This is a genomic window from Arthrobacter globiformis, from assembly GCF_030817195.1.
Lineage (GTDB): Bacteria > Actinomycetota > Actinomycetes > Actinomycetales > Micrococcaceae > Arthrobacter > Arthrobacter globiformis_D.
This window is the reverse complement of the sequence record NZ_JAUSYZ010000001.1, coordinates 1,615,828-1,631,567: the sequence shown is the minus strand read 5'-3', so window position 1 is coordinate 1,631,567 and position 15,740 is coordinate 1,615,828. Positions and strand designations below refer to the sequence as shown.

At 66.6% G+C, this 15,740-nt stretch carries 12 protein-coding genes; 10 read left to right on the top strand and 2 right to left on the bottom strand.

What is annotated here, in order from left to right; all coding sequences use genetic code 11:
• Nucleotides 1-16: 16 nt before the first annotated feature.
• The 8 genes from QF036_RS07405 (at nt 17) to QF036_RS07370 (ending at nt 9,825) form a co-directional block, all read left to right on the top strand.
• Nucleotides 17-1,117 (top strand): substrate-binding domain-containing protein, encoded by a 1,101-nt coding sequence (locus QF036_RS07405; RefSeq protein ID WP_307100575.1) that lies wholly within the window; start codon nt 17-19, stop codon nt 1,115-1,117.
• 222 nt (nt 1,118-1,339) lie between these two features.
• A complete protein-coding gene (locus QF036_RS07400; RefSeq protein WP_307100573.1) occupies nt 1,340-2,809 on the top strand; it encodes an ABC transporter permease in 1,470 nt (489 codons plus the stop codon).
• 2 nt (nt 2,810-2,811) lie between these two features.
• On the top strand, nt 2,812-3,519 hold the full coding sequence (locus tag QF036_RS07395; protein ID WP_307100570.1) for an ABC transporter ATP-binding protein: 708 nt from the start codon (nt 2,812-2,814) through the stop codon (nt 3,517-3,519).
• Between the two features lie 329 nt (nt 3,520-3,848).
• On the top strand, nt 3,849-4,919 hold the full coding sequence (locus QF036_RS07390; RefSeq protein ID WP_307100567.1) for a Gfo/Idh/MocA family protein: 1,071 nt from the start codon (nt 3,849-3,851) through the stop codon (nt 4,917-4,919).
• Between the two features lie 429 nt (nt 4,920-5,348).
• Nucleotides 5,349-6,182, top strand: a complete 834-nt coding sequence (locus QF036_RS07385; RefSeq protein WP_307100565.1) for a hypothetical protein — start codon at nt 5,349-5,351, stop codon at nt 6,180-6,182.
• A gap of 87 nt (nt 6,183-6,269) precedes the next feature.
• The gene (locus QF036_RS07380) at nt 6,270-7,832 is read left to right on the top strand and encodes a hypothetical protein (RefSeq protein ID WP_307100563.1); all 1,563 of its coding nucleotides are present in this window, start codon (nt 6,270-6,272) and stop codon (nt 7,830-7,832) included.
• A gap of 230 nt (nt 7,833-8,062) precedes the next feature.
• Nucleotides 8,063-9,289: a serine/threonine-protein kinase gene (locus QF036_RS07375; RefSeq protein WP_307100560.1), complete on the top strand. Its 1,227-nt coding sequence runs from the start codon at nt 8,063-8,065 to the stop codon at nt 9,287-9,289.
• Nucleotides 9,286-9,825, top strand: coding sequence for a mucin-associated surface protein (locus tag QF036_RS07370; protein ID WP_307100558.1), 540 nt, complete (start codon nt 9,286-9,288; stop codon nt 9,823-9,825). The genes QF036_RS07375 and QF036_RS07370 overlap by 4 nt, the downstream gene beginning before the upstream one ends.
• A gap of 68 nt (nt 9,826-9,893) precedes the next feature.
• Here QF036_RS07370 and QF036_RS07365 read toward each other — a convergent pair whose 3' ends face one another.
• Nucleotides 9,894-12,110, bottom strand: a complete 2,217-nt coding sequence (locus QF036_RS07365; RefSeq protein WP_307100556.1) for a catalase — start codon at nt 12,108-12,110, stop codon at nt 9,894-9,896.
• 272 nt (nt 12,111-12,382) lie between these two features.
• On the opposite strand from QF036_RS07365, the gene QF036_RS07360 reads away from it, so the two are divergent.
• Together QF036_RS07360 and QF036_RS07355 are read left to right on the top strand one after the other, a co-directional pair.
• A complete protein-coding gene (locus tag QF036_RS07360) occupies nt 12,383-13,102 on the top strand; it encodes an SRPBCC family protein (protein WP_307100554.1) in 720 nt (239 codons plus the stop codon).
• Nucleotides 13,065-13,250 carry a hypothetical protein gene (locus QF036_RS07355; protein WP_307100552.1) on the top strand — a complete coding sequence of 62 codons (186 nt, stop codon included), beginning with the start codon at nt 13,065-13,067 and terminating at the stop codon, nt 13,248-13,250. The genes QF036_RS07360 and QF036_RS07355 overlap by 38 nt, the downstream gene beginning before the upstream one ends.
• A 111-nt stretch (nt 13,251-13,361) precedes the next feature.
• On the opposite strand, the gene QF036_RS07350 is transcribed toward QF036_RS07355, so the two are convergent.
• Nucleotides 13,362-15,581, bottom strand: coding sequence for an NADP-dependent isocitrate dehydrogenase (locus QF036_RS07350; protein WP_307100550.1), 2,220 nt, complete (start codon nt 15,579-15,581; stop codon nt 13,362-13,364).
• Nucleotides 15,582-15,740 lie beyond the last annotated feature (159 nt).

Genomic DNA, 15,740 nt, shown 5'->3' with positions numbered 1-15,740 from the left:
AAAGTGAACCGAGCAAATGCGAATGATTGGTAAGGCAGGAAAGGCGGCAGCAATCGCTGCCATTGCGGCACTGGCGCTGACAGCCTGCGGCCGTTCCGACACCGGCACAACGGGCGGCGGCACCGCCGGCGGCGAGGCCTTCCCCAAGGACTCCTCGATCGGCGTCGCACTTCCCCAGAAGACCTCGGAAAACTGGGTCCTGGCGGAGAAGCTGTTCAACGACGGCCTCAAGGACGCCGGCTTCAAGCCGGACGTACAGTTCGCCAACGGCGGCGTCTCGGAGCAGCAGAACCAGATCAGCGCCATGATCACCAAGGGCGCCAAGGTCATCGTCGCCGGCGCGATTGACGGCGCCCAGCTGGGTACCCAGCTGAAGCAGGCCAAGGACGCCGGCGCCACCATCATCGCCTACGACCGCCTGCTGCTGAACACCGAGAACGTGGACTACTACGTGGCCTACGACAACTTCAAGGTGGGCGAACTCCAGGGCAAGGCGCTGCTGGAGGGCATGCAGGCCAAGAAGCCGAACGGCCCCTACAACATCGAGCTCTTCGCCGGTTCCCCTGACGATGCCAACGCCAAGGTCTTCTTCGACGGCGCCATGAGCGTCCTGCAGCCGAAGATCGACGACGGCACGCTGAAGGTGCTCTCCGGACAGAAGTCCTTCGGGCAGGCTGTGACCCAGGGCTGGAAGGCTGAAAACGCCCAGCGCCGTGCCGACACGCTCCTGACCGGCAGCTACACCTCCGCGTCGCTGGACGGTGTGCTGTCCCCGAACGACACTCTGGCCCGCGCCGTGCTGACCGCCGTCAAGGCTGCCGGCAAGCCGCTTCCGGTGGTCACCGGGCAGGACTCCGAGGTTGAATCGGTCAAGTCCATCATGGCCGGCGAGCAGTATTCCACCATCAACAAGGACACCCGCAAGCTCGTTGAGCACGCGATCGTCATGGTCAAGGACATCCAGGCCGGCAAGACGCCTGAAATCAACGATGACAAGTCCTACAACAACAAGGTCAAGACCGTTCCCGCCTACCTGCTGGAGCCGGTCATCGTGACCAAGGAAAACGTCAAGACGGCCTACGTGGACGATCCGGTTCTCGGCCCGATCACCAAGTAGCGGCTTCCGCCACAGACGCCACAGAGCCCCGGCTCCCCCGCAGGTGACCAGTTCACCCGGAGGGCCGGGGCTCTTCCATTGCCATCACAGCGCTCTCTGACTTTTCGCGCCCCCGCTCCTCACAGCACAAACATAGGTTCAGCCCGTTTCCTGCACAGCAGCGGGCACCAATGTGGGATCCGAAGCCGGCCAATCCCCCGGCATGTGATCCCAAGGAGTGCAGTGAGCGTCCTCGCCCGAAGTGTAGGCAATGCGTTTAGAAACAAGGTCCGAACGGCCGCGGTTGTGGCCGTTCTGGCGGTCGCCATCGGGCTGGCCCCGGCCATGCTGGTGGCCAACCAGGCAGTCGGGGCAAAAGTCCAGGAGCTGAACGCCTCGGTGGGGACGGTGCTGACGGTGAACCCGGCCGGTGGCCAGGGCTTCGAAGGCGGCGGCGAGCCGCTCACGGCCGAGCAGGCGGCAACGGCGGCGGACGTGCCCAACGTGACCGCCGTCGTCGGAACCAAGGCGCTGCGGCTGCACAACGCGACCGAGGCCGCCGCGCAGGCGGCAGCCGGCACCCAGGCCGGCATCCAGACGGGGCCCGGCGGCGGGCAGGCCGGTCCCGGTGGCCAAACCACCACCACGCTGACCACCAGCCTCACCGCGGCTGTTGACGCCGGAACGCTCGGCGCGCGCAACCAGGACAGCTCCGCGACCACAGGAAGTACCGGATCCACAGCCACCACCGCGACCACCCAGCCGGCGCGGTCCCTGCCCATCACCGCGACCGGCACCGGCGCAGAGGTGGACAGCACCGGCAAGGCGCTGGAACTGACCTCGGGCACCGGGCTGGGCGACTACACGGCCGAGTCCACCAAGGCGCTGCTGGGCACCACCCTCGCTGAAAAGAACAACGTCAAGGTGGGCTCCACCTTCACCATCAACAGCAAGACCTTCACCGTCGCCGGCCTGTTCGACGCCGGCACCGCGTTCGGCAACAACGCCCTCTACGTCACGCTCCCCACCGCCCAGACCCTGGCCGAGCTGCCCGGCGAGCTGTCCACGATGATCGTCACGGTGGACAGCATGGAGAACGTGGACGCCGCCAAGACGGCGCTGCAGAACGCGCTCGGCACCGACAAGGCCGACGTCACCCAGGGCCAGCGCAACCTCGAAACCGCCGTCAGCTCGCTGGACAGCGTCAAGAACATCTCCATGGTGGCGTTCATCGCGGCGCTGGGCACCGCGGGGCTGATCATCCTGCTGATCATGGTCATGCTGGTCCGCGAGCGCCGCCGCGAAATCGGCGTCCTCAAGGCCATCGGCGCACCGAACCGCACCATCGGCCTGCAGTTCGTGCTCGAGGCCCTGGTCCTGGTGGCCCTCGGCAGCGTGGTGGGCGCCGTCATCGCCTCCTTCGCCAGCGGCGGCATCGCCTCCGCATTGGTCAGCTCCAGCACAGGTGCGACGGCGGCCCCCGCCGGCCAGCGCGGCGGCGGGTTCGCCGGAGCGGCGGGCGGACTCCCGGGAGGCCAGGGCGGTCCGTTCGGCGGCGCCTCCCAGCTGCTCACCTCCGTCACCGCCAGCGTGTCCCCCGAAATCCTTGCCGCCGGCATCGCGGCTGTGTTCGGCGTCGCCATCATCGGCGCGCTGGTTCCGGCCCTGCTCACCGCCCGCATCCGCCCCATCGAAGTCCTCCGAGGAGAATAGCCATGATTGAAGTCAAGGATCTGGTCCGCACGTTCAAGTCCGGCGACCGCACCATCAAGCCGGTCAACGGTGTCAGCTTCGAGCTGGAGCAGGGCACACTGGCGTCCATCGTGGGCAAGAGCGGCAGCGGCAAAAGCACACTGCTCTCCCTCCTGGGTGCGCTGGACAAGCCCACCAGCGGAGACGTCGTCGTCAACGGCGTGAGCCTGGCGGGCATGCCGGACGGCAAGCTGACCGAATACCGGCGCCGGGACATCGGCTTCGTGTTCCAGCAGTTCAACCTGGTGCCCAACCTCTCCGCGCTGGACAACGTCATGCTGCCCATGGAGTTCGCCGGGGTGCGGAAGCCAGTCCGGGCCGAGCGGGCACGGGCACTGCTGGAGCAGGTGCAGCTCGATCCGGACAAGCACGGCCGCCGCATCAACCGCCTCTCCGGCGGCGAGCAGCAGCGCGTGGCCATCGCCCGGGCCCTCGCCAACGAACCCAAGCTGATCCTCGCCGACGAGCCCACTGGCAACCTCGATGAGCAGACGGGCGAGCACATCATCGAACTGCTCAGCTCCCTCAGCCGCGACCACAACACCACCATCCTCGTGGTCACGCATGACCGCACGCTCGCCAACAAGACGGACCGCCGGTTCCGCCTCCAGCAGGGCAAGCTCACGGAGGAACCCGTCCGCGGCCGCGCTGCGGAGCCGGCGGCGGTGTAGGGAGCCGGCGGGAGTGTAGGGAGGCCGGCGGGAGTGTAGGGAGCCGGCGGGAGTGTAGGGAGCCGGCGGGAGTGTAGTTTGCGCGGAAGGTGCGGGCAGGGCATAACCCTCCCGCACCTCTCGCAGGTTTTAACCCGACCCTTCCTCACCTTTCGCGGGTTTTGACCCGACCCTTCCTCACCTCTCGCAGGTTTTAACCCGATCCTCCCGCACCTCTCGCAGGTTTTAACCCGACCCTTCCTCACCTTTCGCGGGTTTTGACCCGACCCTTCCTCACCTCTCGCAGGTTTTAGCCCGCCCCTTCCTTACCCGGGTGAGAGGATGGCGTCATGACGTCACCGATCGCCAAGCCATGGCTCTTCAGCCAGTCCAACCAGGATCCCCTTGCCGCCACGGGCCGACCGCTGCGGTGGGGTGTCATTGCCACCGGCCGCATCGCCTCCCTGGTGTCGCGGGACCTGGCGCTGCTGGAGGACGCGGAGCTTTACGCCGTCAGCTCCCGCGCCCAGCACACCGCGGACGCGTTTGCGGGCGAGTTCGGCTTTGCAGTGGCGTACGGGGACGACGGCGGGCACCACGGCTATGAGCGGCTACTGGCCGACGACGCGGTGGACGTGGTCTACGTGGCCACGCCGCACGCGCAGCACCACCGGGTAGTGCTGGCGGCTCTTCGCGCAGGCAAGCATGTGCTCTGCGAAAAGGCATTCACCATCAACGCCCGCGAAGCCTCCGAGCTGATCGACGTAGCCCGTGAAAAGAAGCTGTTCCTGATGGAAGCCGTGTGGAGCCGCTTCCTGCCCAGCATGCAGAGGGCCTTCGAGATCGCACATTCCGGCGAACTCGGAACGGTCCAGTGGGTCACGGCGGACCTCGGCTTCCCGGCACCCTACTCCCCCACCGCCAGGCTCTGGGCCGTTCAGGATGGCGGCGGCGCGCTTCTTGACATCACGGTCTACCCGCTGTTGTGGGCGCTTGGCACCTTGGGTTTCCCGCAAACGGTCAGTGCCATGGGCACTTTGAACGACGACGGCGTGGACGCCCAGAATGCGCTCACGCTGGGTTACCACCACGGCGCGCAGGCACAGCTCACTTCGTCGCTGCTCGCCCACGGCCCCCGCACCGCAACCGTTGCCGGCAGCCTGGGATACCTGCAGACACTCGGCTCGATCAACAACCCCAAGAAGCTGGTGGTGGGGATCGGGCAGGAGACACCGCGAACCGAACACTTCGAGGTTACTGGGCGGGGTTATTCGTACGAGCTTCGCGAGGTGACCCGGTGCGTCCAGCAGGGCCTCACCGAGAGCCCGGTCATGCCCCTCGAGGACTCGCTGAATACGATGCGGCTGTTCGACGGTGTGCGCGCCCAACTCGGTGTCGCCTACCCCAACGACGCCCACTGAGCAGCTTTTCCGGCCTTCATCGAATCGAAAGAATTTATTGCCCCGGGTCTGGACGCCCACTTTGGGGGAGGCTTAGGCTGGAGCCGATCGTCGATTAATTCGGTGAGTTTGGGGGTGTTAAGCATGACCATTGCGGCTTTGTCGTGGTCTGCGCTGCGCCCCTTGCGCCCTGTTCTCTTGGCCGGTGCCGCTGCTGTGGCTTGGATGGCTGTATCCGCCCCGGCCGCCGACGCCGACAACCGCTCTGACTCGCCTGCTGGCAGTATTTCCTCGGCTGTCTCGTCCATCAAAAGAAATGCGGACAGCGTGGCGGGAAGCGTAGCTCCCCCGCCACTTCCAGCCGTCGATCCGGCCGCCATCCCGGCACCATTGCCGGCGACAGTTGCGCCGATCACGGCCGCACAGCCGCCGGTCGTTGCGCCTCCACCCGTGACGTCCGTTCCTTCCACGCCGTCAGAGCCAGCACCTGTGGCCGTGGTTGCCCCGGTTGTGGCGGACATTGTGGAGCCCGTTGACAACGCTCTCGACGGACTGCCTCTCGGCGGGTCGATTCCGGACGACACCCTGGCTGGGGTTATCGATCCCGCTGCCTCCGTTGCTGATGGAGCGCTGACGGACACGGCCGAAACTATCGTGCAGCCGGTCGCGGAGGTCGTTAACCCCGTTACCGACGTCGTGAAACCAGTACCCGACGTCGTGGGCCCGGTGACCGAGGCCCTCCCTGTCGAGCTTCCCGTTGAGCCCGTCACTGACGTGCTCACGCAGGTACCTTCTCTGACGGCACCGATCGTTGCGCCCGCCAAGGACGTCGTGACGGGGATTGTCGCCGATCCAGGCCGGCTACCCGCAGTTGGCCTCGCCGAAACGGGACAAACTTCCGCAAGTCCAGGGGCCTGGCCTGGCATGGTCCCCGCGCCCTCTGTGGTGTCCGCGCCGGCTCTCCAACCGGCCGCCGGATCACCGGCTCATTTCAGCCACGCTGCCGCGCCGAAAACTGCCAACCCCATGGGGTCTGCCCCGAAGGTTCCTACCGGCGGAGACTCACCATCCGGTGGCGACGGCACACCGTCACCGGAGGCGCTGCTTCCTTCTCCTGCCTCAGGCTCGGGTAGCAGCACGTCCTCCGGGGGCCCTTCGGCTTCGGCCGCCTGGCTGAACAGCGCCTTTGAATACCTGCCGCTCAAGGGCTTTGTCCCTGTCAGCGGACCCCTTCAGCATGTTCCTTCGCCGGTGGCCATCGACCCCGGCTCCTCTCCTGACTAGTTGGGCCCCTTCTGCCTCAATGTGGCAGATACACGGCCAATCAGGTTGCCATGAGCACCTGACAACAACTTTTCAGGAGACATCACAATGCACCAGACAGTTCGCAGGGGCCTACTAGGCACCCTCTTTGCGGGAGGGTTACTAGCCCTCGGCGCAACCGCGGCGAGCGCGGATACAACTGCCACGGGCGCGGTCAACATCGCGTCCGAAACCGCTTCGGCGGACCTCAATGCTTCGACGTCGCTGGGTCTGCTGGGTGGCCCAGCGCCGTCGAATTCTTCCGCGGTCAGCATTAATGCCGACCTCGATCTCAACACCGGTACCTCGAACGGCAGCACTGCGACGGTGGCACCGGCCGCGACCGCCGTGGTCGACGTGAACCTCGGCAACACCGCAGTGACGGGAAACGACGCCACCGCCGTGGTCGACGTGAACCTCGGCAACACCGCAGTGACGGGAACCGACGCCACCGCCGTGGTCGACGTGAGCCTCGGCAACACCGCAGTGACGGGAACCGACGCCACCGCTCCCACCACCGACGCGACCGCCGTGGTCGATGTGAACCTCGGCAACACCGCAGTGACGGGAACCGACACCACCGCTCCCGCCACCCACGCCACCGCCCTGGTCGACGTCAACCTCGGTGGGACGGGCACCGGCACGGAAACGGGTAGCACCGCTCCCGCCGCCAACGTAGCGGCCGTCGTCGACCTCAACCTCGGCAACACCGCAGTGACAGGAACCGACACCACCGCTCCCGCCACCGACGCCACCGCCCTGGTCGACGTCAACCTCGGCAACACCGCAGTGACAGGAACCGACACCAGCGCTCCCGCCACCGACGCCACCGCCCTGGTCGACGTCAACCTCGGTGGGACGGGCACCGGCACGGAAACCGACACCACCGACGCCGCCGCCCTGGTCGACGTCAACCTCGGAAACACGACGGGAACAGGTAGCACCACCCCGACCGCGGACGTGGCCGCCGCTCTCGATGTCAACCTCGGCAACACCACCGGCACCGGAACGGACACCGTTGTTCCCGCCACCGACCTAGCCGCCGTCGTCGACCTCAACCTCGGCAACACGGGTTCCCCGGGAACCGGTGCGGAAGGCGCCGTCGACCTCGGGCTCGGCACGGGAACTGATGCAGCCGTGGACCTGGGTGTCGACTTGGGCATCGGACTTGGCGCAGGAACTGTGACGACGCCGCCAGCTTCTGATCCGGGTGACGGAACCGGCAACGGCTCCGATCCGGGTGACGGAACTGATGGAACCGGCACCGACGGAACCGGCACCGGTGGAGCTGGAACGGGAGCCGACGGCACGGAAACTGATGGCACTGCCACTGACGGAACTGGCACCGGCACCGCCGGGACCGACAGCAACGGATCCGGCACCGACACGGCCGGTGGAGCGGCAACGGGCGCTGGCACCGTGCCCTCCACGACTGGCGCCGCCATCCTGCCCGCGGGCTCGGTGACCACGGCCGTCTCCGCCTCGGAGAGCATGGCAACTTCGGCCAACGGAAACATGGTTACCGCACCGCAGACGCTCGCCAACACGGGAGCCGACGCTGGGCTGCTGCCACTCGCACTGGTCCTGCTTGCCGTCGGCGCACTCCTGGTGATCCGCAGGAAGAAGGCCTAACAGCCCGGATCCTCTCCGGACAGGAGTAACTGCCGTTCGTCGGCGGTCCGCATCACGGCAGTCCTCTGGACTTCCGGATGCCGGGCCGCCGACGAAGCCGTGCCCCCGCCCGGGCCGTCCGGCCACCGCTGCGCCAACCAATCAGCCGGCCAACCAAACAGCCAGCGACCTCAATTACTAAGTACACGTATTATCCTTAACACCGAGCCCGAGCTGATAAGGACGACAACGTGTTAAAGGAATCGCCCAGCGGGGTGACAACGGAAGTACTGGGCGGGCGCTACCGGCTGGGTGAGGTGATCGGACGAGGCGGCATGTCGTCGGTCTATGCGGCCAGGGACCAGAACCTGGGCCGGGACGTGGCCCTGAAGCTCTTCGCCCCTCAGGCCGCAGATGCCGACGAACTCAAAAGGCAGGAAGCCGAGATCCGGCTCCTGGCGACCCTGAACCATCCCGGCCTTGTCACCCTTTTCGACGCCGGCGTGGATACCCGCGTGCCCGACCAGCCCCGGCCCTTCCTGACCATGGAACTCGTGGAGGGCCAGGACCTGCGCAGCCGCATCCGGCACAGCCAAGTTCCGCTCGACGAGCTGTCCGTCATCGGCGCCGGGGTCGCCGATGCCCTCGCCTACGTTCACGGGCTGGGCATCATCCACCGCGACATCAAGCCCGCCAACATTCTCATCATCCAGGTTCGCCCCGGCGAGCCCGTGCGGCCCAAACTAACAGACTTCGGCATTGCCCGGATCGCAGATGGCACCCGCCTCACGGCCACCGGCACCATGGTGGGCACGGCGGCGTACTTAAGCCCCGAGCAGGCCATGGGCTCCCCGCTCTCACCCGCGTCGGACATCTATTCGCTGGGCCTCGTGCTGTTGGAATGCATCAAGGGCACTGTTGAATACCCGGGCAGCGCGGTGGAGTCGGCGGTGGCGCGGCTGCACCGTGCCCCGGAGATCCCTGCCGACCTGCCCGTGGAATGGCAGCACCTGCTGGCCTCCACGACCGCCCTCGAGCCGATGGAGCGGCCCACCGCTGCGGAGCTGGAAGCGGCTCTCCGGCACGCCCTCGTTTCACCGCAATCCGCCCCCGCAGACCTGGCCAGGGAGCACACCACCCGTGTACTCCCTGTGTTGCCGACCCGGCCGCCGTCAATTCTCCGGTCCGGGCCGGCTCAGACGTCAGGGCCTTCTCAGCCACACTCCCCCGCCAAAACAACAGCAAAAACAACAGCGGGCCAGGCATCAGCGCTCCCCGACAGCCGTCCCGCCGGCGCAAGGAGGCGCCGCCGTCTCCGCATTGGCGCCGCCCTGGCGGCGGCAGCCCTGCTGGGCGGAGCCGCCGCGGTGACGGTGGCCGCCAACTCACCTGCAACGCCCGACGTCGTCCCTTACCCCAGCGTGAGCGGCACCTTGGGTGACCATCTCGTGGAGCTGCAAAGGAGCGTTGAACCATGACCCCGCGCCAGGCACCGGCCGCGTGGCGCCGGGCGATGACCGTCCTCATCGGGTTCACGTTGGCAGCCGCACTGGCAGGCTGCGCCGGCGCCGCCCCGGACCTCGAAACGGACGCGGCTAAAAAGCTTCAGGAGCGGGTTCTTGAGGTCACCAAATCTGCTGCGGGAAGCAACCCCGCCGCCGCCCTGAAGTCGCTGGCCCGTCTGTCCTCTGAGCTGGATGCTGCGGCGGCTGCCGGACAGGTTTCCTTCAAACGCCACCGGAGCATCACGGCGGCCATCAGCTCCGTGCGGGCCGACCTCACGGCAGCGCAGTCCAAAAAGGCGGCCCAGGCTGCGGCTGCGGAGACGGCCGCAAAGGCCGCGGCTGCGAAGGCCACGGCAACTGTTAAACCTGCACCCACTGCCGCCCCCGTCGTGGTGGTCCCGGTTCCCGCCCCCGCGCCTGCGCCCGTGAACAGCGGAAAGCAGGACAACTCCGGCAAGGGCGGCTCGGAGGGGAACAAGGACAAGGGTTCGGGCAAGAACAAGGACTAGCCCCGCCGGGACCAGTCCTTGTTCTTCAGACCTCAGGCGCTTCTCCGCCCTTCAAGAGGATTCGCCCGTCAGGAAGTGGCTGCCGGGAAACGCTCCCACGCCCGGTGGGCGGCCAGCAGCCCCTGGATCTGCGGAACCACCTGCTCGGCACTGTCGCCCAGCACCACGCCTGCTGCATCGTCCGGGATGCTCGCCGCGTCCACGCCGGCGGAGCCTGACCCCCAGGCCCCGATGGCCTTGGCGTGCCGGAAGGCCTCTGACAGCAGGAGCACGACGCGCGGATCAAGCGACGCACCGGGATCACCGGCTTTCGCATCCAGCCCCTGTTCGGCGTCGTCTGCCGGGGCCCCGGATCCTGCCACGATGACCGCGTCGAACTCGGTGGAGCGGGCGGTGAGATAGGTCCGCTGAACCGGGATCCCGCCGTCGGCCTCTCCCCCGAGCGTCCCGCCGGACGGGGCGATCACCAGCGGAACGATGCCGGCGTCGTCGAGCGCCTTGCGTGCGTCCCGGACGGCCGCGAGGTCACTGGACCCGTCCGCCACGATGCCGACGACGCGGCCTGCGACCGGCCAGGTCTTCCCCAGCTGGGACAGGGCCGGGCTGGGCTGGGCGTCCTGGACGTCCTCGGTGGCTTCGGGAGCGGGCATCCCCAGCCCCCGGGCCACGGCGGCGCACAGCGAGGCATCGATGTTGGCCAGGGCTAGAAGCTGGCGTTCACGGACCGGCTTCTCGTAGCACTTGCCCAGCTCGAACGTGTAGGCCTGGATCACGTGGTCCTGCTCCACCGGAGTGAGGCTGCGGAAGAACAGCCGGGGCTGGCTGTAGTGGTCATCGAAGGAGGCCGGATTCTTGCGCTGTTTGATGGCCTCCGCCACCGCTTCCGGGACATCGACAAACGCCCCGAGGTCTGCGCCGGCCTTGAACGGGCAGCCCCCGTCGAGGGAGTTGGGCCGGTAGGGCGCCACCCCGGCGTGGACTGCGGTCTGGTGCATGCCGTCGCGCAGCATGTCGTTCACCGGGGCCTGGGGCCGGTTGATGGGGATCTGGGCGAAGTTCGGTCCGCCCAGCCGCGAAATCTGGGTGTCCAGGTAGGAGAACAGCCTGACCTGCAGTAGCGGATCGTTGGTGACGTCAATGCCCGGCACGAGGTGCCCGGGGTGGAACGCAACCTGCTCCGTCTCGGCGAAGTAGTTGACCGGGTTGGCGTTGAGCGTCATCAGCCCGATCGGCTGGACGGGGGCCAGCTCCTCGGGCACAAACTTCGTGGGATCCAGCAGGTCGATTCCCTCGAACATCTGGTCCTCGGTGTCCGGGAACGTCTGGATTCCCAGCTCCCATTCCGGATAAGCGCCGGCCTCGATCGCGTCGGCCAGGTCCCGCCGGTGGAAGTCCGGATCCATGCCGTTGATGATCTGGGCCTCCTCCCAGACCAGGGAGTGCACGCCCTGCTTCGGCTTCCAGTGGAACTTGACGAGCGTCGTGGCGCCCTCGGCGTCAACCAGGCGGAAGGTGTGGACGCCGAATCCTTCCATGGTGCGGTAGGAACGCGGGATGCCCCGGTCGGACATGTTCCACATCGTGTGCGCCTGCGCCTCGGTGTGCAGGGACACGAAGTCCCAGAACGTGTCGTGGGCGCTCTGGGCCTGCGGAATCTCACGGTCCGGGTGCGGCTTGGCGGCGTGCACAATGTCCGGGAACTTGATCCCGTCCTGGATGAAGAACACCGGGATGTTGTTGCCGACAAGGTCGTACGTTCCCTCATCCGTGTAGAACTTGGTGGAGAATCCGCGGGTGTCCCGGACGGTGTCGGCGGAACCGCGCGAGCCCAGGACCGTGGAAAACCTGACGAACACGGGCGTTTCCACGTCCTTCGCGAGGAAGCCTGCGCGGGTGATATTCGCCGCCGTGCCGTACGAGCGGAATACGCCATGGGCACCGGCACCGCGGGCGTGCACCACGCGCTCCGGAATCCTCTCGTGGTCGAAGTGGGTGATCTTCTCTCGGAGGTGGTGGTCCTGCAGCAGGATCGGTCCCCGCGCCCCGGCCTTCAGCGAGTGGTCGGTGTCCGCCAGCCGGAGCCCCTGCGCTGTGGTCAGGTACTGGCCGGACTGTGCCCGGGAGTGTTCCGGCGCACCCGTGGGGCTGCCGGTCGGAGACACCGCTTCCGGCCCCTGCTGGTCCGGCTTGGGCGGCAACGGTTCCCTCGGGGTGGTGGGTTCGACGACGGCGGGTTGCTCGCCTGCCGGCGCTCCCGGAATGTTGATTGCTGTTTCTTCTGGCACAGGGAGGATCCTTTCCGAAGCGGTGGCCTAACCGGACTCGGCCGTTGGCGCTGGGCGCCCGACCAAAAGATAAGCCTGCTTAGTACCCTATGAAAGCCGGTGGCCGCCCACAACCGCGGGCCGTCATTTGAGCGTTCCGAGCTTCATAGTCAACGGACTTGGCTGTCTCTTCAAATGCCAGCTGCTTCCCGCTACGTTGGAGGTGTTCCACCCGAACAAGGCAATCAGAACCACGGGCCCATCCGCCCGTATGCTGAAGGAGTGAACCACGCATGGCAACTGTCCAGGAATCGATCACTGTCGATGTCCCCGTACGCCAGGCCTATAACCAATGGACCCAGTTTGAGGATTTCCCCAATTTCATGAGCGGAGTGGACGCCGTCCGCCAGCTCGATGACACCACTGTTCATTTCGAAACCAGCATTGCGGGTGTGAAGCGCGAGTACGACGCCCAGATCACCGTCCAGGAGCCGGACCAGCGCGTCACCTGGGAGAGCCTGAACGAGCCACGCAACTCGGGCACCGTTTGGTTTGAGTCCCTGGGCGCCAACGAGACCAAAGTGAATGTCGAGCTGACCTGGGAGCCTGAAACGGCAGTGGAAAAGCTTGGTGCAGCCACCGGACTTGATTCCCGGCAGGTCGCCTCGGACCTGAAGAAGTTCAAGAAGTTCATCGAGGAACGGGACACGGAAACCGGCGCCTGGCGTGAAAGCGTGAGCGGTGGCGAGGTGGAAGGTGACGCGGGTTCCGCGGCGGCCGGCACGGGACTCGGCACAGGCACCGGAGCCGGAACGGGAGCCGGCGTCGGAACCACCGGAGCCGGCGTCGGAACCACCGGAACCGGAACGGGAGCCGGGGCCGGGGCTGGAGCAGCCGGCGTCGGTATCGGGGCTACAGCGGCAGGAGGCAACGGTGACCCAGGCGCGAGCACCGCGTTATTCCGAGGGGGCAGGCATGGACGCCGTCCCGGGCCGCACCTACGAATCCGGTGACGCCTACGATGCTTCCGCAACTGAACGGCCCGTCAGCACGGACCCGGACATGGCCGTCGACGCCCCCTACGGGGACAACGACACAGGTGAACCGCGGACCGAAACCCGGCATACGGATACCCGCCGCGACGACATCCCGGACCGGTAACTCAGCCTCCCGGCCGGAAGTCCCGGCAAGCAAAGAAGCGCCCCGCCACTCAAACGAGTGGCGGGGCGCTTCTACTGCTCAGCTCGGGAGCTCAGCCGCGGACCGGGCAGGTTAGCCCAGGCTGGCGACGATCTTGTTGAGCGTTGCGGACGGCCGCATCACGGCTGCAGCCTTCTCGGCGTCGGGGCGGTAGTAGCCGCCGATGTCCACCGGCTGGCCCTGGACGCCCAGCAGTTCGGAAACGATGGCTTCCTCGTTGGAGGTCAGCGCGTCGGCGACCGATGCGAACGAGGCTGCCAGTTCTGCGTCCTCGGTCTGCTTGGCCAGTTCCTGTGCCCAGTACTGGGCCAGGTAGTAGTGGCTGCCGCGGTTGTCGATCTCGCCGGCCTTGCGGCTCGGGGACTTGTTCTCCAGCAGGAACGTACCGGTGGCGCGGTCCAGGGTGTCCGCGAGGACCTGGGCGCGGGCGTTGTCCGTGGTGTTGGCCAGGTGCTCGAAGCTGACGGCCAGTGCCAGGAATTCACCCAGGCTGTCCCAGCGCAGGTGGTTTTCCTTCAGCAGCTGCTGGACGTGCTTCGGGGCGGAGCCGCCGGCACCGGTCTCGAAGAGCCCGCCACCGTTGATCAGCGGAACGATGGACAGCATCTTGGCGCTGGTGCCCAGTTCCAGGATCGGGAACAGGTCCGTCAGGTAGTCGCGGAGCACGTTGCCGGTGACGGAGATGGTGTCCTCGCCCTTGCGGATGCGCTCCAGGGTGAAGGCGGTGGCCTTCACCGGGGACAGGATCTCGATCTGCAGACCCTCGGTGTCGTGCTCCTGCAGGTATTCGCGGACCTTCTCGATGAGCTTGGCGTCGTGTGCGCGGGTCTCGTCGAGCCAGAACACGGCGGGGGTCTGGGAGGCGCGGGCGCGGTTCACGGCCAGCTTCACCCAGTCACGGATCGGGAGGTCCTTGGTCTGGCAGGCGCGCCAGATGTCACCCGGGGCAACTTCGTGTTCGATCAGGATGTTGCCCGAGCCGTCGACCACCTGGATCTTGCCGGGGACCTGGGCCTCGAAGGTCTTGTCGTGGCTGCCGTATTCTTCGGCGGCCTGGGCCATGAGGCCGACGTTCGGGACCGTGCCCATGGTGGTGGGGTCGAAGGCGCCGTTGGCGCGGCAGTCGTCGATGACAACCTGGTAGATGCCGGCGTAGGAGCTGTCCGGGAGGACTGCCAGGGTGTCGGCTTCCTGGCCGTCCGGGCCCCACATGTGGCCGGAGGTGCGGATCATGGCGGGCATGGAGGCGTCCACGATGACGTCGCTGGGGACGTGCAGGTTGGTGATGCCCTTGTCGGAGTCGACCATGGCGATCGCGGGGCCTTCTTCCAGGCCCTTCTTGATGGCGGCCTGGACGCCTTCGCGGACGTCCTCGGGCAGCTCGTCCAGTCCGTTGAGGATGGAGGCGAGGCCGTTGTTGGGGCTGAGGCCAGCCGCGGCGAGCTGCTTGCCGTAGGTGTCGAACAGCTCAGAGAAGTAAGCCTTCACCACGTGGCCGAAGATGATGGGGTCGGAGACCTTCATCATGGTGGCCTTCAGGTGTGCGGAGAAGAGCACGCCCTCTTCCTTGGCGCGGGCCACCTGTGCCGCCAGGAATTCGTCCAGGGCGGCAGCGCGCATCACGGTGCCGTCGATGACCTCACCGGCAAGGACGGGGAAGGCCTTCTTCAGGACCTTGACCGTGCCGTCCTCGCGAACCAGCTGGATTTCGATGGTGCCGTCGGCGGGGATAACCACGGACTTTTCGTTGGAGCGGAAGTCGTTGGCCTCCATGTGTGCCACGTTGGTCTTGGACTCGGGGGTCCAGGCTCCCATGGAGTGCGGGTTCTGGCGGGCGTAGTTTTTGACCGACAGCGGTGCGCGGCGGTCCGAGTTGCCTTCACGCAGGACCGGGTTCACGGCGGAGCCCTTGATCTTGTCGTAGCGGGACCGGATGGCGGTCTCTTCGTCGGACGTGGGGTTGTCCGGGTAGTCCGGCAGCCTGTAGCCCTGGGACTGAAGTTCGGCGATGGCGGCCTTCAGCTGCGGCACGGATGCGCTGATATTGGGGAGCTTGATGATGTTGGCTTCCGGCTTCTTCGCCAGTTCACCGAGTTCAGCCAGGGCGTCGCCGATCTGCTGCTCTTCAGTGAGGTAGTCGCCGAAGACGGCGATGATGCGGCCGGCCAGCGAAATGTCGCGGGTCTCCACCTGCACACCTGCCGTGGAGGCGAACGCCTCGATGATCGGCAGGAACGAATATGTGGCCAGCATCGGCGCTTCGTCGGTGTGGGTATAGATAATTTTGGCCATGCTCGGGCGTCTCCCTGAAGGTCGGCTTGTATCTGGTATTCCGGCTATTTCACCAACCTTTAACTTACCCGAGGTGAACCGGATGAACCTTACGCGGACGGCCGGATGCCCTTGCATGACCACGTTCCTGTGTCTTCGGCCACACTATCCATTGTCCCC

Coding starts and splice junctions, on each gene's coding strand:
- QF036_RS07390 (WP_307100567.1), top strand. CDS start 3,849: ATGACGTCACCGATCGCCAAGCCATGGCTCTTCAGCCAGTCCAACCAG.
- QF036_RS07355 (WP_307100552.1), top strand. CDS start 13,065: ATGGACGCCGTCCCGGGCCGCACCTACGAATCCGGTGACGCCTACGAT.
- QF036_RS07405 (WP_307100575.1), top strand. CDS start 17: ATGCGAATGATTGGTAAGGCAGGAAAGGCGGCAGCAATCGCTGCCATT.
- QF036_RS07370 (WP_307100558.1), top strand. CDS start 9,286: ATGACCCCGCGCCAGGCACCGGCCGCGTGGCGCCGGGCGATGACCGTC.
- QF036_RS07380 (WP_307100563.1), top strand. CDS start 6,270: ATGCACCAGACAGTTCGCAGGGGCCTACTAGGCACCCTCTTTGCGGGA.
- QF036_RS07395 (WP_307100570.1), top strand. CDS start 2,812: ATGATTGAAGTCAAGGATCTGGTCCGCACGTTCAAGTCCGGCGACCGC.
- QF036_RS07350 (WP_307100550.1), bottom strand. CDS start 15,581: ATGGCCAAAATTATCTATACCCACACCGACGAAGCGCCGATGCTGGCC.
- QF036_RS07360 (WP_307100554.1), top strand. CDS start 12,383: ATGGCAACTGTCCAGGAATCGATCACTGTCGATGTCCCCGTACGCCAG.